The sequence below is a fragment of the Janthinobacterium sp. PLB04 genome, from assembly GCF_021165895.1.
Classification (GTDB): domain Bacteria; phylum Pseudomonadota; class Gammaproteobacteria; order Burkholderiales; family Burkholderiaceae_D; genus Janthinobacterium; species Janthinobacterium lividum.
Map to the genome: position 1 here is coordinate 151246 of NZ_CP088968.1, position 23294 is coordinate 174539.

At 67.8% G+C, this 23294-nt stretch carries 10 protein-coding genes; 1 reads left to right on the forward strand and 9 read right to left on the reverse strand.

Annotated elements, in window-relative coordinates:
* Positions 1–3: 3 nt before the first annotated feature.
* The 9 genes from LSO07_RS00650 to LSO07_RS00690 all read right to left on the reverse strand — a co-directional run bounded on the left by LSO07_RS00650 (position 4) and on the right by LSO07_RS00690 (position 22576).
* Positions 4–1713, reverse strand: coding sequence for a putative porin (locus tag LSO07_RS00650; RefSeq protein ID WP_225317134.1), 1710 nt, complete (start codon positions 1711–1713; stop codon positions 4–6).
* A 66-nt stretch (positions 1714–1779) separates the two neighbouring features.
* Entirely contained in the window at positions 1780–2496 is a 717-nt protein-coding gene (locus LSO07_RS00655) for an energy transducer TonB family protein (RefSeq protein ID WP_225317135.1), read from the reverse strand.
* A 10-nt stretch (positions 2497–2506) separates the two neighbouring features.
* Positions 2507–2917, reverse strand: a complete 411-nt coding sequence (locus LSO07_RS00660; protein ID WP_034753784.1) for an ExbD/TolR family protein — start codon at positions 2915–2917, stop codon at positions 2507–2509.
* Between the two features lie 13 nt (positions 2918–2930).
* Positions 2931–4712: a DUF2341 domain-containing protein gene (locus LSO07_RS00665; RefSeq protein ID WP_070260503.1), complete on the reverse strand. Its 1782-nt coding sequence runs from the start codon at positions 4710–4712 to the stop codon at positions 2931–2933.
* A 56-nt stretch (positions 4713–4768) separates the two neighbouring features.
* Positions 4769–6406: a ShlB/FhaC/HecB family hemolysin secretion/activation protein gene (locus LSO07_RS00670; protein ID WP_191909554.1), complete on the reverse strand. Its 1638-nt coding sequence runs from the start codon at positions 6404–6406 to the stop codon at positions 4769–4771.
* Between the two features lie 147 nt (positions 6407–6553).
* Positions 6554–20242, reverse strand: coding sequence for a filamentous haemagglutinin family protein (locus LSO07_RS00675; protein ID WP_151091785.1), 13689 nt, complete (start codon positions 20240–20242; stop codon positions 6554–6556).
* A 180-nt stretch (positions 20243–20422) separates the two neighbouring features.
* Positions 20423–21370 carry a FecR family protein gene (locus tag LSO07_RS00680; RefSeq protein WP_099390106.1) on the reverse strand — a complete coding sequence of 316 codons (948 nt, stop codon included), beginning with the start codon at positions 21368–21370 and terminating at the stop codon, positions 20423–20425.
* Entirely contained in the window at positions 21363–21920 is a 558-nt protein-coding gene (locus tag LSO07_RS00685) for an RNA polymerase sigma factor (RefSeq protein ID WP_070260704.1), read from the reverse strand. Before LSO07_RS00685 ends, LSO07_RS00680 begins: the two co-directional genes overlap by 8 nt.
* Positions 21921–21922: 2 nt before the next feature.
* Complete coding sequence (locus LSO07_RS00690) at positions 21923–22576, reverse strand: secretin and TonB N-terminal domain-containing protein (protein ID WP_191909555.1); 654 nt, start codon at positions 22574–22576, stop codon at positions 21923–21925.
* 268 nt (positions 22577–22844) lie between these two features.
* Here LSO07_RS00690 and LSO07_RS00695 point away from each other — a divergent pair, with 268 nt between their 5' ends.
* Positions 22845–23210, forward strand: coding sequence for a hypothetical protein (locus LSO07_RS00695; RefSeq protein WP_151091789.1), 366 nt, complete (start codon positions 22845–22847; stop codon positions 23208–23210).
* The last annotated feature ends 84 nt before the right edge of the window (positions 23211–23294 follow it).

The following is a 23294-nucleotide window of genomic DNA, read 5'->3' on the forward strand; positions in this document are numbered from 1 at the left end:
TCCTTAAAAACGCGCGTTCAATTCGATTTGCAGGGTGTCGATCGACAGCGCCGAACCGAACACTTCGCGGCTCGACGTCCAGCGGCCGTTCAGCCAGGTATTCTTGTCGAGCGCATACGCGCCGCCCAGGTAGTAGCCGCGCGCATTCGTGCCGCCCAGGTGGAAGGTGGAATCGTTGTAGGCGTCAGGCAAGGCATCCGGTTCGATGCGCTTGTAGCCGAGCAAAACGTTCCAGTCGCCGCGCGCCGCCGGGCTGGCCTTGCCCAGCGTCGCCTGCAGCATGTAGGCATTGCCGCCGCTCCGGAAATCGGCTTGCGAGACGCCGCCCGTGCCGCCGAAGTTGTTCATGATGCCGCCCTTGGCGCGCGCCCACATGGCGTTCTTGTCGTAAGCCATGTTGCGCACATAATCGCCTTCGATGCGCAAGTCCGTGCCGCCGGCAACCTTGCTATCCCAGCGCGCATTCAGGTTGGCCAGGCGGAATTTCGAGGCCAGGCCCACGAATTGCGGCTGCGGCGTATTCGCCGGGTCCAGCGGGTTCAAAGCGATATTGCGCAGCAGCATCAAGCTATTGCCTTTTTGCATGCTCGATGGACGCGACCAGTCCGTGCTGCAGCCATCGGCGCCCGCGTACAGGGCGCACGGCTGCGAATACTCGCCGCTGATGTTGCGGAAGTTGTAGTAAGCCAGCGCGCCGCGCAACTGATGGTCGCTATTGATCTTCCACGAAGCGCCCACTTGCGCGCCCAGCAGCCACTTGTTTTCGCTGGACATTTTTGCCTGGCTGCGGCTAGGCGCATTGTCGGACGAATACTCGAGCGGAATCAGGCCCAGGGTACCGAACACGGTGACGTCCTTGCTATCGCCGAGGGGTTGCTGCACCTTGGCGGCGATGCCGTCGAAATTGAGTTCGCTGGAAAACAGTTCGTCGCCGGAGACGAACGGGTTATCAAAACGGCCCGCCGTCAGTTTCAGCCAGGAAGCGGGCTGGTAGGACAGCCAGGCCTGGTCCAGCCAGATGTTTTTCTTGCCCAGGCCGCCACCGAGGGTTTGCGTGGTGGACACGGGGCTGTCGTCATTGCCGCTGGCCAGGCGGATGCCCGCTTGCGTGCTGTCGGAAATGTCGGCCAGGATGCCCAGGCGGGCGCGGGCGCGCAGCAAGTGCTTGCGGTCTTCGCGCGTGTTCAGCAGCGCCGGCAGGGCCAGGTTGGTATTCGAATTGACGTCGTAGCCGCTGCCGCTGTTGAGCGAGCGCCAGTCGATCTCGATATTGCTGTTGGCCATGTCGTAATAGCGCGATTCGTAGCGCGCGCGCACATCGCCTTCCAGGCGGATGCGCTTGGTCCAGGCCGGCGTTTCATTCGGCGCCGCCCAGCCGCCCGCCTTCGCTTCGGCCAGCACTTGGCCCTTGATCTCGTCGCGGATCTGCTCGCGCACGGTTTGCGAAATATACGGCACGCGCACGTCGCCCGCCTGTACCTGCGCCAGGGCCGCCGGTGCGGCGGCAGGGCGGGCTTGCGCCGCGGCCAGCGCTTCGCTCTGCGCCTGCGCCAGCAGCGCTTCGCCGGCATCCTTGTTCAGGGCGCCGCTCTGGATCAGGCCGCGGATCAGTTTGACCATGGTGCTGTCGGCCGGTGCCGCGGACTGGGCTTGTGCTGCGCCCGCCGCCACGCTCAGGGCCAGGGCAGCCAGCGCCAGCGGAAGGCGGCGCATGCGCTGTGAGGGAGAAAATAAGGAATTCATCGCTTCTTTCGGTAAATGAGGAATTAGTTCATGCGCTTACGGGCGCCGGCCTTTAATAGATACGCGGGCCGGGAAACGCAGGGATGCCGGTGGCCGCTCATCGGCGCGGAAGTCGCGCACCATGGCCAGCACTTGCTCATCCGTCTGCGCATTGCCCGTGCCTTGCACCAGCTGCACCTTTGTCGTCTTGCCTTCCGTATCGAGCCACAGGTCGACGCGGATGTCGGCAAACGCCAGCTGGCGCGTGCGCGGGTCGCGGGCAAAGGCCAGCTGCAGCGCGTTGGCCACATAGCGGCCATACGATCCCGCGCCGAGACCGCCGCCACCGCCGCCGCCCGTCATGCCGCCGCCGCGTCCGGCCTGGATGCCGAAGGCGTCGCTGCCGGCCTGCGCCGCGCCGTCGATGGTGACAGGGTCGCCCTTGTCCGGCGACGGGCTTTCCGGCGCGTCATCCATGGGTTTGTCGGCCGGCGTCGGTTCCGGCTCCGACACTTCCGGCACCACCTTGTCCGGCGTCGGTTCCGGCAGTTTTTCCGGTTCCGGCGGCGGCGGTGGCGGGGGTGGCAGCATCAGCATCGGCGGCGCCGCCACTTCGCGCTTGGTGGCCGCCGTGTCCGACAGCAAGTACCAGACCAGCGCGGCCAGCGCGCCAGCCAGCAGCACGCCGCCGGCCACGCCGCCCCAGCGGCGCCACCACTGCGCCGCACCCGACGATTCCGAGGCGGCCATCTTCATCATGTCGTCACGCTTCACCTTGCGCTCCTCATGCCGGCTTGCCGGTCACCAGGCCCACCTGGTTCAGGTCGATGCGGCGCAGCAAGTCCAGCACTTCGACCACTTTCGCGTATTGCACGGCGGCATCGCCGCGCACGATTACGGGGAAGTCGGGCGTCAGGGCCTTTTCCGTGCGCAGGCGCTCTTCCAGCTCGGGCAAGGTGACGGGATAGGCATCGAGGAAGACCTGGCCCGCGTTGTCGATGGTGATGGCCTTGGTCTTCGGTTTTTCCAGCGCCATGGCCGAACTGGCCTTGGGCAGGTCGACCTTGATGCCGGGAATGCTGGCGTTGCTGGTCAAGATGAAGATCACCAGCACCACCAGCAGCACGTCGACGAAGGGCGTGATATTGATGCCGCCGCTACGCTTGCGGGGGGTAAACTTGGCGGAGGTGGCCATGGTTATGCGCCCCTCACGCCTGTTGCAGCACGGGACGCATCTGGCGTCCGTCGCCCTGCTCTTCAGCCAGGCGCGTGGCGAACTCATCGACGAAGACGGCCATGTCGGCAACGATGGCGTCCGAACGCGAGGACAGCCAGTTGTAGCCGAACAGGGCGGGAATCGCCACGCCCAGGCCGGCCGCCGTACACAGCAGCGCTGCCGCCATGCCCGGCGCCACCGAGTTGATGTCCACGGCGCCGGCCATGGCCGCCACGACGAACACCAGCATGATGCCGATCACGGTGCCGAACAGGCCGACATACGGCGCGCCTTCGATGGTGGTCGAGAGCCAGATCATGCGTTTCGACATGCGTTCGCTTTCGCGCACCATCACGCCATCCATGGCGGCGCGGATGGCGCCGATGGTCGCGTTCGAGACGGCGTTCAGGTCGTAGCCGCGGTCATGGCGGCGGCGCATTTCGTCGATGGCCACGTCATACAGGCGCCACAGCGAGGAATCCGTCTTCACGGAAGCGCTCAGCTTGCCGTTGCGCGCCAGGTGGTCGAGCGGCGCGCCGGCCGCTTCGTGGAACGACTGCATGAATTGCGCATTGGCGCGCGAGATGGCGCCATAGCTGCGGCCCTTGCCGATCATGATGATCCACGACAAGACCATCATCAGGCCCAGCACGCCGACGACGATCCACGCGTCGAGCGGCATGGCGGCGATGATGAAGCCGAAATGGCTTTTGCCCGCTTGCTGTTCATCGGCGCCAAACACGGCCAGGCGCGATTCGGAACCTTGCGAGACGGCGTCGGCCAGCAGCAGGGCATCGGGACGGGCCGTGCGCGACAGGCGCAGCTCGTCGATGGCACCCGTGAAGTTGTTCAGGGTGGAGGTACCGGAGGCGACCGGCGGCGCATCGGCGCCCACCGAGGCGGCCGTCGTGAAGGCTGGCAGCGCGGTGGCCAGCGACACGGCCGGACGGCCGCCCACGTACAGGGCCACGTTGGCTTTATCGGCTTTCACGGCCAGGTGCGACCATTGCGCGGCCTGGATCGGTTGGCCGGGCTTGCTGCGCTGGCCATTCACCTGCACGAAAGGCACGCCCTGGTCCACGCCGATCAGCAATTCATTGGCGCCATCGCGGCGCGCATACAGCACTTGCTGCGGGCCCAAGTTATCGGGACGCACCCAGGCGGAAAAGGTGAATGGCGCGCCGGCGGCCAGCGCCAGCGAAGGCGAGGCAGGCAGCATCAGCGGTGCCGTACCCAGGCGGGCACCGGCGCCGATGACGGAACCGTCCAGCGCCGGCACGGCCGTCTGGGCATGGTTGCCGTAGGCGGTGCTGTCGCGCGAAGGCACGCCAGGCTCGGTGAAGTGGTACACCAGGCTGTAGTCGGGGTCGAAGGTGCGCTGGCCATTGCCGGAAGCGGGCGCCTTCGGATTGCCGTAGTACATCCACAGCTGCTGCGGCGTGCCCGCCGTCAGGGCCGGCACGTCGACCCAGATCAGGGCGATGCCCAGCAGCGGGTTGAACTGTTCGATCTGGTGGTTCAGCACCGTCTTGTCGTCGCCCGCGACGAAGCGCAGGTCGGCGCCGTTGTCGCTGACGCCTTCGAAGTTGAAATTACCGGAATGCAAGCGCAGCAGCACGGGAATGCGGCCGGGATCGCCGCCCACGGCGCCCGCCTTCGGGCCGGCGTCGACGGTAACGGGTTTGCGGTAAGCCCAGTCGGGCTGCCACCAGGCATGCGCCAGGCCGGGAACGAGCGTGCCCAGGATCGTGAGCAGAAAAAGAAAACGTTGCATGACAGTGATTCTCCGAAGAAAAGTCTAAAAAAGTGCAGTGCTGGTGAGCTGGCCCGTCAGTAGCTGGCCGACAGGTTGAAATTGATGCGGCGCACGTGTTTGTGCGTGCGCGGGCCATCGCGCAGCGGGTAAGCGAAATCGATGCGGCCATTCAGGTAGCGCAGGAACTGGAAGCTGCTGCCCACACCCACGGAGGCCAGGCCGAACAGGTCTTTCTGCTCGATCATCGGATCGCGCAAGCGCAGGCGCGCGCCATCGGCAAAGGCAAACAGGCGCCAGTTTTCCAGGCGGCTGAAATACGTCAGCTGGGGCGTGCGCCATTCGACGGTGCCCGAGACGCCATAGTCGCCCGTCGCCTCGGCGGACAGGTAGCCGCGCACGGAATTGGCGCCGCCGGCGGCCATCTGCTCGCCCGACACGAGCGCCGCATCGGCCAGCTGGCCCGACATGCGCCCGTGCAGCTGCGCGCCGCTGCCCAAGGTATAAGTGGCGTTGGCGTCGCCCTTCAGCACGAGGAAGCTGGGCGACGCCTTGTAGCGCTTGTTGTCGTAGGCGGCGCTGTTGCTGCCATAGCCGAACGCGGCGCGCGTGCCTGCCACCAGCGACAGGCCCAGGCCGTAGGTCGCCGCATCCGTCTGCGCAAAGCCGTTGTAGGCCACGCTGAGCGGCACGTATTTCAAGGGAATGCTGGAACCAGTGCCATTCAGTGTCAGCGCTTCCTGGTTATCCTTGAAATCGATGCCGGCAGAAAAGCTGTGCCACCAGATGCCGCTGTTGGGCACCGTGTAATTGACTTTCATGCCCAGCGCGTGGCCCTTGCCCAGCACGCTGGTGCCGCCCGTGCTGGCCACGTTGCTGTTCGACTGGTAGCCGGTCGCTTCCACGCTCCAGCCCTGCGTGCCGATCGGCGCCACGTACGAGGCGGACCACACCTTGGTCTGGTTCAGGTCGCCCGGCGTACCGAAAAAGCTGATGGTGGCGCTATGTCCCATCTGCCACAGGTTGTCGTGACCGACCGACATGCTGCTGCGCAGCTTCTTGGTATCGGCGCTGTAGTCGTTGTTCAAGCCGATGCTGGCGCGCCACGGGCTGCTGTCGTCCACTTTCAAGTCCACGTCCATGGTGCCGGGCAGGCTGCCTTGCTTGACCAGCGGCATCACCTGGCGCTTGGGACCGCGGTTCAGGGCCGTCAGTTCCACTTGCGCCTGCGTAAAGTCCGGCACCTTGCCTTCCGTCAGGGCCGGCACTTGCTGGCGCACGTCGAGTGGCGAGTTGTATTGCGCGCCGACGACGCGCAAGCGTCCCACCTTCGTTTCGCTCACCTGCAGCACCACCACGCCCTGCTCCACCTGCTGCTCCGGCAAGTCCACGTAGACGGACTGGTAGCCGCGCGCTTGATAGGCAGCAACGAGGGCGTCGCGCGCCCCTTCCACGTCCTTCAGGGTGCGGCCCGGCCCCAGGAAGGGCGTCACCGCCTCTTCGATGGCACGCGCATCGAGCACGGTATTGCCGCGCACCAGATATTCCTCGATCGTCACTTGCCGTTCCGGTGCGGCCACAGGAGCGGCCGCCGGGACCGCGTCCTGCGCGCGCGCCATGCCGGGCAGCGCCAGCATGGCCAGGCACAGCATCGTCAAGGCGCTCGCAGGCGCCGCTGGCGGCACGTCCCTGCCCTTGGTTGTCATTTCACGCATCTTCCATTCACCTTAAAATCAAACGGTTGCCCTGTGTTGCGGCGCTGGGCCGGCGTATTGTTTATTGCTAATGCTGATCTACTGATGCCTAGACAGCCGCCGCGCGCGGCGACTGCCGAATGTCATCAAATGTTCATAAAACTCCGCTCAAGGCTGCAAACCGCGCCGCTCGCTCGGCGTGAGCGCCTGCAGCTGCGGTGCCGTCAACGGCCCCGCTCCCAGCACCTGCACCACGCCGGCCGGCTGGTAGGTCGATGCCTGCGGCTCGCCCCCCTTGAGCTTGCCAACACCGGCTTCATCCGCCTGTTCATTGCCAAAGCCCAGCACCTTCACCGTGAACAGCGATGGCTGCGCCTGGCGCGTGGCGGCCCGTTCGCGCTGCAACACCTCCTGCGCCGCCGTCACGGCTTGCGAGGCGGCCGCGCTGGCATTGCTGAGCGCGCCCACGTTCACGGCGGCGATGGCCGGCATGCCCGTCGACTTGCCCTGCACCTGGATGTTTTCCGCATTCACCACCTGCAAGGCCGCCAGGTTGACGTTGCCCGAGACGCGGATACCCGCCTCGCCCGCGTCGATGGTGCCCAGCGGGGCGATCAGGTCGATGTCGCCGGACGGCACCTCCGGGATCGGGTTCAGGGTGGCGATGCCGGCGCCCGTGTTCGGCGTCGTCGGTGACAAGGTCACCATGCCGATGTCGTCGTAGACCCGGCGCTGCGGCGTAAACACCACGGTGGACTTGGAGCCGCGGCCGGCATTGATGTCGCCATGCGCCGACCAGGCCAGGATATTGCCGCCGAAGGTGGTGAAGATGCGGCTCTGGCCCAGCAGGATGCTGTCCCGGGCATAGATCTGGATTTCGCCGGCGCCCTGCGTCAGCACGCCCGAGCCTTCGCCCGGCACGAAGCCGCCATCGACGCCCACCAGGGTGCGCCCGCCCGGCGTCAGAATGTCGATGTTGCCGCCAAAGTCAGTGTGAATGCCGGCATCGACCAGGTCAAACACCGGGGCGTGGTTGTCGCCCGACAGTGCATATTGCTGGCGGGTCAGGTAGTTGACACCCTTGCGCGGCCGCCTGGTGCTGCCGCCTGAGGCACCGTCCAGATAGTAGGTGGCGCCACTGAACATGGTCAGGTCGCCCGCATAGGTCACGGGCTTGCCCTGCGCATCCTTGGTCGGGAACAGCGTGGCGATGGCTTCGCGGCCGCGCAGGTAGCTGCCTTCGCGCACGCCGCCGGCAGCCGTGTACTCGCGCCCGCCTGCCTTGAGTTCGGCGAAATACACGTTGCGCAGGAAGACACGCTGCTGCTCGGCCGGCAAGGCCGCGAAAAACTTGCGCGCGTCCATGCTGCCGGCATCGAAGGTCAGCCCGGCGCCATTGCGCTGTCCGGCGCCGTAGCGGGTTTCCAGCCAGTTGACCAGGTGCAGTTGGCTCGACAGGCCATATTCGCGCTGCAGGTCGCGCCTGCTGCCTCCGGTGCTGGCCTGGAGAGTCTTGTCGAGCTCGCTTTGGCGCGCTGCCAGGAAGGCGGGCGCGCCCGCCGCGTCGCCGCTGTAGCCGAATTCCGCGCGCAACCAGTCTGCCAGGTCCAGGCGGCCGCCATACACGGCCACCGCCTTGCCCGGCTGGTCGGCCAGCGACTTGCCTGGATCGATCAGGTTGGCAGCGTCGAGATAGCGCGCGGCAAAGGCGTCGTAGTTGGGGCCATGCGCCCCGACCCCGGCCGCCACCGCGATGCTGGCGCCGCTGCTGCGGTCGCCGGATGTGCGATTCGTCACCGCGCCGATACTCTTCAGCTCGGCCTTGTCGGCCATGTCGATATCGCGCCCGGCCGTCACTTCCAGCGTGCCCGGACCGCCCACGTAGAACGTGCCGTAGCGAATGTCGCGGCCGGCACGCACGACCGACACCTCGTCTGGATTGTTGTGCAGTATCAGATTGCCGCGCGCCGAACCAACAAAGTTTTCCGTCGGCCGCAGCGGCAGCGACGGGTTGGCGTACGCTATCTCCGAAGTCCAGCCCAGCAGTCCCTGTGGCGTCGCTTCGACCAGCCCCAGCGCCGTGCCGGAGTTGACGATATCGCGTCCGGCCCGGATATCGACCGGACCGGCGCCCTCGTACCAGGTGCTGTGGCTGGCCGCATTGCCGCCGCCGCGCGTGATGATGGAACCGGTGCGCAGGCCGATGATGTCGCCCGCCAGCGCGTAATAGCGCGCCGGCAACTGATCCTGCACCGCATAGCCCGAGGCGGTGGGCGGCGTCAGCGTGAACAGCGGATAACGCTGCGGTGAAGCGCCCGCTTCGCGCGACGCGAACAGCACGCTGGGCGCCTGTGCCTCCTGGTTGACGTTATGCGTGTACGTGTCGCCATACACGGTCAGGCCACTCACTCCCGCGAAACCGGGATTGAACGGGCTCGGCAGCGCGGTCGGATCGGCGCCCGACGCCGTCACCGAATAGGCACCCGCGTAGATCGAATCGGCGGCCAGCAATTCCAGCTGCCCCGGCGTGCGGCGGGTGAAATGCGCATCGACCGGCGATGGTGCCAGCAGCAGGCCGGTGGCCGGCCGCGCCGGCGCATTGGTGCCGGTGTCGGTATCCCTCGCCCCTTGGGCGGAGTTGCCGACATACAGGCTGCCACTGGCGGCCACGGCGCGCAATTGCGACGGCATCACGAATCGCCCGCCGCTGGAAGCCTGGTTGCCGCTGGCGCGGTCGTCGCTCCAGGCCGTGGACGGCGTCAGGTTGCCGCCCGCGCTGAACAGGTCGATAGCGGTCGACGGCGTCCACAGCGAGAACCAGCTGTAGCCCTCGCCGTCTTGCGCCACGCCCTTCGCGGTGAACGGCGTGCCGTTGTTGAGCTGGGTGACGCGGCCGGCGTCGCCCACGCCGCCCAGCACCAGGTCGCCGCGCGCATCGATGCGCACGCCGGAGTCGCCCGGCACCACCACCGGCCCGCCGCCCGCGATGGACGAGGTGGCGGTGTAGACCTGATAGGCGCGCGACTCCTGGCTGTCGCCCATGTCGAAGCGCAGCTCGATGCCGCCCACCGATCCCGCCTCCATGCGCAAGGCGCCGCGCAGGTTGACGAAGGTGCTGTTAAGGTCGCCACGCGTGCCGGAAAAACGGGTATCCGGCGTGATCTCGCCTGTCGTGTCGGCAAACGAGCGCACTTCGGCCACCGGATTGAGGCCGCCGCCAATGCGCACGTCAAGGTCGCCACCGCCGGTCAGCGTGAGCGCGGAACCGTCGGCCGATACCCGGCCGGTGCTGGCCACCGCCAGATTCAAGCCCTGGCTGCGCATGGCGAATTTGCCGCCTTGGTCGGTACGCGGCGACAGCATGCCGGCGGCCTTGCCTGCCTCGAATACGAGGTTGCCGCCGCCCAGGGTGCCGATGCCGGTAAAGCCGGTCATCACGGGCTGGGTCTCGTACAGGTAGTTCGTGCCGAGACCGCCGGCCACATAACTGCCAAAGTTGATCCACCAGGCGGTGGGCACGCCCTCGCCCTGGGCAACCGCGCTGCCGGTGCCCTGGCGCCACAGCCAGGTGCCGACGGCGCTGCTGTCCTGCTGCGGACGCAAATAGCCCACGTCGTCGGGGCGACGCTCCGTGCTGTAGCCGCCACCCACCAGGTCGCCGGTGACATCGCCCTGGGCGCGCACCAGCACGTTGCCGCCATGCTCGGGATACCAGGCCTGGTACAGGCTTTGCGCGCCACCGTCCACATAAGGCTTGAAGGCGTCGCCATCGGCACCGAGAATGGAACCCTTGCGATCCGCCGCGCGCGGCAGCCGGTAAGCCGCCGCCACGTTGGCCGCCTGGGTACCGGCCGTATACACGCCATACGGCGAACTCTGGTTGAAGTTGCCGCCGGCCAGGAGATCGAGGTCGCCCGTGCCGGTACGCAGCACGCTGAACAACTGTTGCCGCGCAGGCTTGGGCACCATCGGGAAGCTGGCACCTTCGGGCAGCCACGTCACCAGGTCGCCCACGCCCCACTGGTTGTACGCCAGCAGCTCCTCCACGCTGGAAAAGTCGGCGAGATTGATCAGCGTGCCGGCGGGATTGCCAACATACAGTTCCGAGTCGCCCATCCAGTAGAAATTGCCCGCCACGCCCTCGATCGGCGGCGCCGCCACGCTCGGCAGGCTGAGCCCCAGGACCGCGCCGTAGTGGTGGTCGGTCAGCAGCAGACTGCGGTTGTCGCCCATGGAGCGCAGCGCGCGGCTATCGGCCGCCTGCATGTCGGCACCGGCCACCAGGCGCATCGACCACGACTGCGAACCGCTGGCCAGCATCGGCGCCAGCGCCCAGTTGCGGCCCTGGTTGCCGTCGGCATCGCCCGGACGCAGGGCCACCGAGTCGGCGCCGCCAGGCAGCCGCACCCAGGTTTCGCTCGGCACCAGCGCGCCCTTGCGCAGCTGCAGTTCGCCGGCCAGCACCACGCCATTGGCGGGCGTATCGGGGAAGCCGTCGCCATCGTAGTCGGGGCTCGGCGTGTCCCTGACGGCGCCCACCGGGAACGGCAGCGGTACGCCGCCGGGCCAGGTCATGGCCGCCACGGACATCCCCACGGGCAGGCGGGTGCCGGCATCGAGCCGCGTGCCGCTGCCCAGCGTGACAGCCTTCGCCAGCACGGTGCCGGCCGCATACACGATATCGCCGGCGGCATTGCGCACGGCGCCGCCCAGCACCGTACCGGCCGGCAATTCCACCTCGGCCGTCAGGGTGGCTTGCGACGGCAGCGCCGTGCCGGCCCGCAAGCTCATGGCTTTCATCGGCAGGTCGTAGTTCAAGGTGCGGCCGGGCTGGAAGAAGGTATCGTCGGCCAGCGTGACCAGCTGGCCATGCGGCACGATGACGTCGGCGCCGAACGGCACCCGGCCCTTGGCCAGCATCCAGCCCTTGTCGTCCGGCGTGACCGGCAAGGCCTTGCCATCGAAGCCGTCATTGATGCTGCCGAAGACGTTCAGGTTGCCGCCGGCGCGCAGCACCAGCGCACCCGCTTCGCCGGAGCCGGCCACGCCGGTCTTCTGCGTGTGCGGATTGACGCTGGCGTAGCGGTGGCCCGACAGGTCGATGTCGCCATCGACGTGCAGGTCGCCGTCCGGCGTGGCGCTGAGGATGGCCACGCCCGGACGCAGGTGGAAGGCATCCTTGTAGTTGCGCAAGCCGGACAGGCGGCCATTCATCAGCCCGTCGTTGGCCAGGGCGCCCGTCATGAAAGCCACGCTATCGTCGTGCTTGCGGTCCAGGTAGGCCTGGTCGATGACCTGGTAAGGGCGGCCGTCGGCCGTCGTTTCCGTGCCCGGACGGGCATCCGTATACGACCAGAAACCGTTGACCGTGATGGCGCGGGCGCCGTCGATGGCCAGCGGACCGGCCGCATCGATGGCGACGTCGTTGCCGGTGGCGCCACCGAGGCGCCGGGCGCTCAGCTCCAGCGTGCCCAGCGAAGCGATGCGGTCGGCCTTGCCGGCAGTACCGGCGCGCAAGTCCATGCGCGCGCCCGTATCGAGCACCAGCCGGCCGCTGCCGGCATCGATGTCGATCACGGCGCGGTTGGGCGCCTCGATCACCTGGCCGTAGCTGTCGACCCGCAGCACGCTGCCATGGGCGTCGAGCAGCGCGCCGCCGGCCACGCTGACGCCGTCGCGCGCTGCCAGGCGGATGCTGCCCACCTGCTCGCCGCTGGCGTCGACTGTGCCGTTGACGGCCAGACGGCCGCCATCCACCGATACCGTGATTTCACGCGCCTTCAATTCATTCTCCAGCACCAGGTCGCCCTGCTTGAGCTGGAAGCTGCGGCTGCCGAACACGCCGCCCTTGGTCAGGCGCTGGTTCAGTCCCTTGAAATCCTCGATATGCTGGCCGCGCACGTCGAGGCCGCCCGCCGCGAACGGCACGTCGGTGCCGCCCGCGTCGTAGTGGCCGCTGCTGCCGCCGGTGATGCTGCCCAGCAGCGCCACGCTGCCCGCCTGCGCATCGAGCGCGCTGGCGGTGAGCTTGCCGGCGCGGTTGGAGACGGCCGAGAAATCGATGCTGGAAGCGGCCGCCTGGCGCACGTCGCCGTGGCGGCTGTCGAGCACCACGTCGCCGCCCCAGCTGTACTTGGCCACGCCGTTGAAATCGATCTTGCGGCCGGCCAGGTCCAGCCGGGCACCGTCGCCCAGCACGACGTCTTGCTCGGCGGACACGCTGAGCTTGCCGCTTGGCAGCAGCACGGCCGTGTCGAGCGTCACGCTGCGCCCGTCCAGCGCCACTTCGGCGCCCAGTGCGCCGGCCAGGGCGGCCGCGCCCGGGGCCGTTGCGGCCGCTCCCGATGGCTTGGCGACATGGATGTCGCCGCCCGCCTTGATCTTGTTGACGGAGCCGGCGGCGCCGGTGAGCAGCGCCGTGTTCAGCGCCAAATTGCCGCCGCTGCGCAGATAGCCCTTGCTGGCCGTATCCCAGCCGCTTTGCGACTGGTACACCGACAACGATCCCGTATGATTGGCGGTGATGCGCTCGCTGGCGTTGATGGCCACATCGGCAAAGCCGAGGATCAGGCGGTCCATGCTGTGGATGGTGTCGGGCCGGCTGTTCGGGCCATAGCCGAACTCGACCTGGCGGGCGTCGACCTGCAAGCGCCCGCTGCCGCTGCCGGCGCCGCCGGCGGCGACCAGGCCGGGCGCGGTCATGGCACCGTTCCACACCAGCACATCGGTCTTGATGCGCGCCACGGCGTCGCTGCCGCCCGCGCCGTAGATCGCCGGGGTGCTGATCACCAGCCGCTCCAGCGACGATTTTCCCGTGCTCGCGTTGATGGTCGACAATTCGACGTTGTCGTAGAAATTGATGGCGTCGCGCGCCGTCAGCGCCAGGCTTTCCAGCGCCGGCGCACCCACGCCGGCGTCGCCGCGCAGCAGGCGGTCGAGGATGCCCTGGTTCAGGGTCAGTCCGGCCGGCAATGCGTCGCGCGCGGCCATGGCGTCCAGCGACGCTGCGCTGCCCACATTGATGCCGCCCACGGCCAGCACCAGGTTGCGGGTGCCATAGGTGGTGGCGTCGCGCAGGTTGAAGCTCTGGTCGGTGGCGGCGACAATGCTGCCTTCCGAATACAGCGGCGTGCTGCCGCTGCACACGGCGCCCGCCGCGCAGGCGCCGATGTCGATGCGGCCCGGTCCGGATCGCGGATCGGTACTCACGCCGGGCGCCAGCATGTCCAGCCGGCCATTCGACACGGCCAGCACGCTGGACTTGCCCGGTGCATACACGTAGCCGTTGCCCGAATCCCAGGCGGCGGCGCCACGGCCCAGGGTATTGATGCCGCCACCCTGCTCGATGACGATGCCGCCTGCCTTGCTATTGGTCACCAGGAACACTTCGCCTGCCTTGAGCACGGCGCCGTCGCGCACCACGATGTTATCGACGCCGCCCTGGAACTGGGCGATATTGGCTTGCTGGCTGCCGTTGCTGCTGGTGCTGTAGTTGACGGTAGGCAAACCGCCGATGCCCAGGCGCGGGGCGCCGATGGCGTTCAGGGCGTCGACCCGCACCGCCATGCCCTTGAAGTCGACGGTGGGCGCACCGGCGCCGCCGATGATTTCGTAGTTCTTGCCAGCACCGCCCAGCAGCAGCGCGCTGCCGCCGAAACCGTCCTTGCCTGGCGTGTAGTTGGTCGTGCCGGCAAAGCGCAGCGCATCGTCGGTGCTGGCCTTGGACTGCACCAGTTCGATGTGCAGCGCCTTGGCGTCGCGTTCGAGCAGCGGCCGCGGCACGCCGTCGCGCACCGCCTGCGCCAGCGCGAATGCGCCATAGCTCGTTTCATTGTATTGCGAATAGCTGCGCAGCACGTCGGCCGGCGTCAGCACCGCCTGCGATGGCAGCACCGTGCGCCGGTCGGTATTGCTGGTGCCCAGCTGCACGGCGGTAGCAAACGAGCCGTTGCGCATGGCCGTGGCCGACCCGACAGGCAAGCCGCCGGCGGCCAGGCCGTTCAGCTCCACCCGGAACGCGCCGGGCAGCAGCGCAAAGCTCGACGGCAGCAAGGTATAGGTGCCGGCGGCCAGGCCGGGCACGCCGGCGCCGATGGTGATCTGGCGCCCCAGCGCCGGATCGCCGGCGCCATTCTCGGCCACGATGGGCGCATAGCCCGCCTGTGCGCCCGGAACGATGGCGTAGACGGGATTGGTGGCCAGGCCCGGCAGCACGAAGCCGCCTTTGCCGGACGTCTGCACCAGCGGGTTGAGGCGGGCGTCGGTCGAGCCGCCGCGTCCGGCAAGGAAGGCCGCGCCGGTCAGGGTGCCACCGCCTGACAGGTCGAGCACGGCGCCAGCGCGCACATCGACGTGCTCGCCGGTGAGCACGACGGCCGGGTCATTGCCCACGCCCTTGTATGCGACGTCGACGCCGTCCATCATGTAGCTCAGGCCATCGAGCGAGCCGCCGTACGGCATCACCAGGCCGCTGGCGCTGACCGACGTCACGCTGCCAGGCAGCAGATTGGTGTGGCCCGTCACTGCGCCATTCGTATTCTGGCCCAGCGTGATTTTGCCCAGCGGCGCGCGCACCACGCCCCCCTGGTTCACCGTGCCGGCACTCAGCTCCAGCGAGCCGAACACCGAGTAGGGCAGGGCCGGCAACGGCGCGGCAGGGTCGCCACTGCGCTCGATGGTCAGCTTGCGGGCCGGGTCGAACTCGGTCGCCAATTGCCCGAATTCGTTGATCACATTGCGTTTGCCCACCTCCACCTTGCCGGTGGCGCCGCTCACCGGATAGATTTGCGCGCCCGCCAGGGTCAGATTGCCGGGCGTGTACAGCGCGGCCGCCGTGCGCATGCGGATATCGCCGCTTGAGCGCAGCGCCAGCTCGCCAAAGGCATCGCGCTTGACTTCCAGGTCGGCGGCGGCGTTTTGCACGATCACACCGTTGCTGCCGACATTGACGGTATTGGCGAGGTCGATCAGCGCGGCATGCAGCGTCAGGCTGGCGTGGTCGTCCACGTTGGGCACGCCCAGTTTGCCGCTGCCGATGCCGCCGTTGCCGGAGCCGCGCACCGGGTTCGGCATCAGGTGGTCGTCGCTCTGGCTGCGGCTGGTGCCGGCCAGACGGATGTAGGGCGCCGCCAGCTTGACTTGCGCGGTGGTGGCGGCGTCGGCATGCTCGGCCAGGGCCAATGCGCTGGCGGTCAGGCGCAGGCTCTGGCCCAGCGACAGGTCGAGGTTGCCGTCAAAACTGATCAAGCCATTCGACAGCAGGGCCAGATGGTCGAAGCCGCCGGCGGCCACGCGGTCCGCACCCAGCCGGGCCACGCCGTAGCGCAGCGCCGGATCGCTGTCGCCCACCTGCAGGTCGGCGGCCAGGCCACTGTCGCCCTGCAGGCGCGACAGCACCAGCTCGCGCGGCACGCGCACCGCGTCTTCCACGCCCAGGCCCTTCAAGTCGAGCTTGCCGACGATGCCGTAGTTCGGGGCTTCCAGGTTGAGCGCCAGCGTGCCGCCGGCCGCACCGGCGCCACCGGCTGCCGCATGCAGGCTGCCGTCGAGCAACAAGCCGCGGTAGGAACTGAGCGCGATGCTGCCGCCGTCACCGGCCACCTGCACGCTGCCCTGGCCGGGCAGGTCGAGCCGTGCGGCGGCGCCAGACGCTTCCAGGCGTGCGCCGGGGCGCACGATGACAAAGGCGTCGGCCGCCTCGACCTGGGTGGCGTCGAGATTGTGCTTTGCACCGATCTCGATGGTGCCGCCGGCGCCCACATGGCCATACACGCCGCCCTGGGCGTCGGTGGCGGTGGCCGCGCGTCCGGCCACGTCGAGTACCGCGCGCTCGCCGATCCAGATCGACTGGGCATTGGCGCTGCCGTCTGGACGGTTGATCTCGCTACCGGTGACAAGCGTGCCCGGCAACACGGAAATACGGCCGCCGGCCGCGCTCAGCGTGCCTTCCACGGTGATCTGGCCGTTGCCGGTCAGGCTGATGCTCTTGCCGTCATCCACGCGCAGCGTGGCGCCCTGGTCCACCACCAGCGGCGCCTTGGCGTTGCGGGTGCCGGCCGACAGCGCGATATCGGCGCCGGCCCGTTGCTTGAGTACGCCTTTCACGGCATTTTCCTGCCACAGCGGCGCCAGCCACGGTTGCAGGACGGCGGCTGGATCGACGCCGGTAGGCAATTGGCCCGCCAGCGCCAAATCGGCCCGCAGCAAGGGCATGCTGACGTCGATGGTGGCGTCCTGCGCCACTTGCACGCCCTGCTGGCCATTGATGTTGTAGTGCGCAAAGCCGCGCTGGAACAGGTCATTGTCCAGCACCAGCAGCGGCTTGACCGCCAGGTCCGTCGGCGCACGGTTGCCGGCCAGCAAGCGATCGCCCGCCTGCAAGGTCACATCAAACGTGAACGCCGTACCGGCGGCCACCCTGGCGTTGAAAGCGGGCACCGGCATGCCGTTCGGGAAGGCGTCGGCCGGCACCAGGTAGCCGGAACCGAGCTTGCCGCGCACGCCCGTGAGCGTGACGCCGGCCGGCACGGTCATGCCGCTGGTGTAGACGATGCCATTGCTGCCGGTGACGAAGATGAATTCATAGCTGATCGAGGCGGGCGGCACGACCCAGGCGGCCGGCAGGGTGTAGGGACGCGCCGCGCTAAAGTCCGGCAAGTCCAGCAGCGGCTGGCCGGGATGGACCTTCGTGCTGATATAGCTGAAGTCGGTATCTAGCACGGTGCCGGCCTTGATGGTGAAGGCTGCTGCCAAGGTCAGGTGCACGGGGACGGACTGGCCTGCAGGCAACACACCATTGCCGGCCAGCGCGCCGCCACCCAGCACCACGCCGGTGCCGCTGTCGATGGTCAGCGTGCCGCCGCCGTTGACGCCGTAGCCGCGCAGTTCGCCATCGAGCACCAGCGCTTCCGACTTGACGCCGTTGAGATCATTCTGATTCGCGCGCAAGCTGATGTCGCCGCCGCGCCCGCCCTTCAGCTTGCCGTCGGCCAGCACGGCCGCGCCCGAGGACGTGTCGATCGCGCTGCCGGCTGCCAGGTTGACGGTACCACTGCTGACCAGCGCCACCGCGCCGCCGTTGACATACGGCAGGCCGGACGTGTTGCCCGGATCCAGCTTGAGCTGGCTCCACAGGCCGCGCGTGTCGAGCGTCACGCCGGCCGTCACATCGATGCCCACCTTTGCTCCGGCCGCGGGCGTGGCGACCGTTGTATCGACCCAGTTGCTGGTGCCATTGGACAGCTTGCTGACGATGTCGCCCAGCGCAATGCTGCCGCCGCGCGCCGTCAGGCCGGCATTGACCTTGACCTGGGGCGCATGCAGCGCGATTTCGCCGCCAGGCGTGACTTGCACCGCGGCGTCGACCTCAATGGCGCTGCCGGCGTAGGCCTTGATGCCGCCCAGGTGTTGCGCGTTGAGCCAGCCGGCGTCCAGGTAGGTCTTGCCGACCAGGTTTTCGGGCAGCGCGTCTTCGCGCAGGAGATCGCCGGCGCTGGCGCCGCCGGTGCCGATATGGATGGCCTGCAGCAGCGCCGCGGGATTGTCGCGCAGCTGCGCGCTGGCGGCGTCGTACACGGGCGCCAGCTGGCCCAGCACCAGCTGGCCGTTGCGGGCGGCGGCCAGTTGCGACTGACGATAACTGTCGAGGCTGGCATCGCGCGCGTCCTGCTGGCGCTCGCCCTGGAATACGCCCGATTCGATCGCGCCTTCCAGCACGGCCGATGTGGTTCCCACCACCACGCGGCCCGCGTCACGGCCCACGGTATAGCCGTTCTCCAGCCGTTGCTGGGCGCCGATCAGGGGATTGGCGAAATTTTCCGTCGTTTCCGCGCCCCAGCGCTGGTGGTGCGCGGCGTAGCCTTGGTAGACGCCCGTATACAACACATCGCCGGGCGCGGTCGACAGCCTGTACAGCTGGCCATCCTTGCCGCTGAGCCAGCTCTGGCGAATCATGCCCGTCTGGACGTCAAAAGTGCCGCCGGACACGTTGAGCAGAGAGCCCGCCTGGGTCACCAGTTCACCGCCCTGGAAAGCCACCGTGCCGCCCTGTGCCGCCCACTCGCCGATGCCATGGCCGCTGGTGTTCAGATAACCGCTCACTTCGAGCAAGCCGCCGCCCGTGTACCAGCGGTCGGTCGGATAGCCATTCGTGCCAGCCGCCACCCGCACCAGGTCGCGCCGGTCGACCCACAAGTCGGTGCTGTTGAGGGCCTTGCTGTCGCGGTTGCCGGGCGCGTCGCGCTGCTCGTTGCCCTGTGCATTGATCAGCACGTTGTTCGAAGCCATCGCCACGTTGACCCCCACGGCGCCGGAGACGTCGATGCTGGCGCCACGCGCCACTTGCGTGCGGCGCGTGGCCAGCGCATTCACCTGGCCGCCGGTGGCCAGCGTCAGCGAACCGGTATCGAAGGCGATATCGCCGCCGGAGGCAATCTGGATCAGCGACAGGTCGCGGCGGTTGTAGGCGCCGTCGCTGGGCAGCGCCGAATCCTTGATGAGCGCGTCGCGCTGCACGTCCAGCGCGGTGGCGCCGCTGTCATCGAGCAGCACCGTGGTGAGGCTGTCCGGCGCCAGGGTGACGAGGCCTTCGCTGCCGTCGGCCTTCAGGTGCACGGTGCCGCGTGTCGTCACGCTGGTGCTGCTGAGCAGCACGCCGGCCTGCTTCACGTCGCGGCCCGTCAGGGTGACGTCGCCGGTAAGCGCCTGCACCAGGCCGCTATTCGTCACCTTGCCGGCGCCGCTTTGCGCATTGAACTTGACGTCGACCTCGTTGCCACGCGTGCTCGAAGTCTGGTTGGCATCCGTCCCCAGCCCCTTGCGGATGACGAAGCTGTCGCCGGCGGCCAGCGTGACCTGGCCGTTCGGCGCGGACAGGCTGCCGCCGTTATGCACTTCGCGCCCGGCCAGCAGCACATAGCCGCCGCCTTCCGTCACCGTCTGCGGCTTGCGCGTGCTGATCTGCGCGCCGGCCTGCACCACCACGTCGGCCGTGGCGTTGGCGTGCGTGGCCACGCTGCCGTTGAGCACCAGGTCGTTGGCCAGCGTGGGCTTGAAGCCCGAGCCCAGCGTTTCGCTGTAGATGCCCTTGCGGAATTGGCTGTCGCTCATGCCCACGGCGGCGGCCACCAGGCTGCGCGTATCGACCTGGCTGCTGCCCGTAAACACGATGCCATTGCGGTTGACCAGCATTACCGTGCCATCAGCCTTGATCTGGCCGCGGATCTGGCTGGGACGGGCCAGCGGATCGTTGACGCGGTTGAGTACGGACCAGTTCGCCAACTGGTCAAATTGCAGGGTGGTATTCTGGCCGATATTGAACGTTTCCCAGTTCAGGATCGCCTTGTCGGCCGTCTGCTTGACGGTCACCACGGTCTTGCCGTCGGCCTGCGCCTGCACGGGGCCATTCGCGTTGAACCAGCCCGCCGTCAGGCTGTTGCTGTCGACCTTCAAGCCGCCTTCGGCCAAGCCTTCCGGCACCTTCGAGCCGGCGGCAATGGCCGCCTGGCGCGCCGCCTGCTGGGCCGCCTGCTGCACGGCGATGGCGCGCGCCGCCAGTTGCAGATTGTTCAGCGAACTTTGCAGCTGTGCATTGGCTTTTTGCTGCTGCGCCTGCTTATTGTCCGTCCCGATGATGGCCTGGCCATTCGGCAAGCGTCCCGTGGCGGCGGCCGTGCCCTGTTGCGCGCCCTTGCCGGCAAACCAGGCACCGCTGAATGGCTGCTGCGCCTGCGCGCCGCCCGCCTGCAGCAGCACGGCGATGGCCAGCGCCAGCGGTTTCAATCGCACCGGGCGACCAATCCGGTTGCCCGCCATGGCGGAGGAGGATGCGTGTTTCGTGACCGACTTGCTTCGCTGCATGGCGACATTCCCTTTTCATGTTCCGTTGCTGACCGATATCGCGAGGCGGCGCGCGGCACGCACGAGGCGGGCGGCAGGCACTGATTCGCGGCTTCCAGCAGCATTGACAGGGAACAAGGTCCGGGACTGCAAAAGGTCATGAAAATGTCATAATTGGCGAGATGCCATCGGCCTGCATCGCTAGCCAAACAGCACGATGCCGCCCGGCAGCCGCGTCACGCGCGCGCCATACGCATCCTGGATCAGGGCGATCACATCGTCGAGGCGGTCGAGTGAAAAACTCGCTTGCACGCGCGTGTGTTTCAAGGCCTCGCCATTGAGGATCAGCTTGCCGGGACGGTAGCGGTTCACCTCGTCCACCACCTCGGCCAGGGTGCTTTGCTTGAAGACCAGCAGGCGCTGGCGCCACGCGCTGACATCGCTCTTCGCCACCGCGCGCGCGATGCCGAAATGCTCGGGCCGGTAGCGCAGCTGCTGCCCGGCCGCCAGCTCCGCATCGTTGCCGGCCTGCGCCACGCGCAGGCGGCCCGCCAGGCAGGTCACGCACACTTCCTGGCCGAACAAGCGGATATTGAAGCGTGCGCTGCCGGCCGACACCGTGCCGTCGCCCGCCTGCACGCGCACCCTCGCCGCGCCGCGCAAGCCGGCCTGGAATTCCGCCTCGCCCGCCAGCAGCACCAGCGACGCGGCGCCATCCTGCAGCGGCGCCGCATCGAGGCGCGTCTGCGTATTCATCTGCACCAGCACACCGCCATCGAGCGCCACTTCGCGCTGCTCGCCCGTACCGGTGGCGTAGTCGGCAGCGAGGCCCGCCACGGCCGGCCACAGGTCCGTGGGCGGGCGCAGCACCAGCAAGCCCAGTGAGGCGGCGACGGCGCCACCGAGCCAGGCGCGCCGCGCCACGTTCACGGGCGCCTGCGCCCGCTTGACGGCGCGCGCGGCCGGCGCCATGGCGCCCCACACGGCGCGCGCCTCGGCAAACGCGTTGGCATGCTTGCGGCTGCGCGCGCACCAGTGGCGAAACACTTGCGCGTCGCGCTCGCTGACCTGGCCCGAGGCCAGGCGCACCACCCACGCCTGCGCTTCCTGTTCGATGACACCCATGTCGTCTTCCGCTTGTTCAGTCATGATGTTTAGACGTTTTTCCCGCCCCGGGACCGAAGCGCTGGATGAAATCGCGTCCCATGCGTTCGCAGCAATGTTCGAGTCCGGCGCGCAATTCCTTCTCCACCGTGCGGGCGGAAATGCCGAAGCGCTCGGCAATGTCGCGGTGCGGCAACTGGTCGACGCGGGCGGCGATGACGATGGCGCGCCGGCGTTTCGGCAGCTCCTGCAAGGCCCGTTCCAGTTCCTCGAGCTCGGCGCGCGCGCTGAAGGTGCGGGCCGGGTCGGCCAATTCATCGGCCATCTCGTACAGATCGTCGATATCCGGCAGGCTGAGCAGGCGCGCATTGTCGCGGCGTTGATCTTCCGCAATGTTGATGGCGATGCGCATCAGGTAGGCGGATGGATAGCTGATCGCCTCGGGCGCGTTCATCCGTTCCACCCGCAGATACGTTTCATGCAGCGCGTCATTGGCCAGGTCTTCCGAGCCCAGGCGGCGTTGCAAATGGCGGCGAAACTGTCCATAGCGTTCAAGGAACAGCTTGCGCAAGGTGGCTTTCAGCAAATCCGGCATGGTCAGGACACCCCAGACAGGAGGTAGGGCGCGCAATCGGCCCCTGGGTTGGGCCGTGGCGTCAATAAAATCGTCAGCGGCTGCGGCAAGCCCGCCGGTGGCGCGCCATCGATCAGCAGGCTGCGCAGGCGCTGCAGCACGGCGCGGTCGCGCTGTTCCACGCCGCTCGGTTCCAGCACATGTACGGCGCGCACCTTGCCCCGCTCGTCGAGCCACAGCTGGAACGCCAGGCGGTAGCGGCCAAACGCGTCCGGATGCAAACGGCACAGGGCGCGCGTGAGCGAGCGCTGCAGAACGGCCGCATAACCTTGCAACGGCGGCGCGGCGAGAACGGCCTCGGCCGGCACGGGCGCCGGCGCCACGGGGGCGTCCGCCAGCGCCAGCAAGGTAAACGCATTGCTGCCGCTGAAGCGCGCGCCCAACTGCGTGCCGGCCAGCAGGCGCTGCAGCGCTTCGGCCGGCGTGTAGTCGCCGCGCACGGGCGCTGCCACGCGACCGGCCGCCAGCTGGCTGCTGACGAGCACGGAATACCCGGTCACTTCGCCAAACGCCACCAGGGCCGCATCGAGCGGCTGGGCGGGCAAGTCAAAGTGCAGGGTAGCGTGCGCGGCGGCATCAGCACCGTCCGCACCCGCAGCCGGTCGCACGAATGTCATGAATGTCATGAATGTCATCAGCAAGCAGGCGGACAGGGCATTGCCCTTTGCGGCGCGGCGGTGGGTTTGTGTCATTTTCCAGGGAAATCAACGAGAAAGCCTGCTCATGAAGTGTCTTGACTGCAATGTTGTCTGCAGAATGGCAAGATGGTAGCTTCATAAAATGACAACTGCATGACATGGCGCCAGCCCTCATCCCGGCCTGTGTCATCGCCGCGACATATGACCTTGCTATGCTGGGCGCTTCACCACCGCTCCGGGAGCCGCCATGGCACGCCTGTTCTTGCTGTTACTGCTGGCCTGCGCCGCCCTGTCCGCACAGGCGGACGAACACACCGTCGTCGTCAAGGCCGCCGCGCCGCAGAAGGGCTGCGTGGAAGTGGAAGTCAATGGCCAGCGCACGCAATCGATGTCATGCTTGAATGAAAAATTATTGCCCAATAGCAACACACTGAACCGGCAGCCGCCTGCCCTGTCCGGCGCGGAAGCGATCGTGCAACGCCCGTCGAACCAGCTGGACCTGTACAACCGCGCCGCCCTCGAACACCGCATGGGCAATGCCTTTGGCAAGTCCGTCACACCGCAGCGCCCAAGTCCCCCACCGCCCGCCAGCCCGCTGCTGCCGCCACGTTGACGCCGTTGTCAACGCACAGTCCATTTGCGCTGTCAAGATTGCGCAATCGCGCCGATTGCGTATCATTCCAGGCTTGATCGCTCT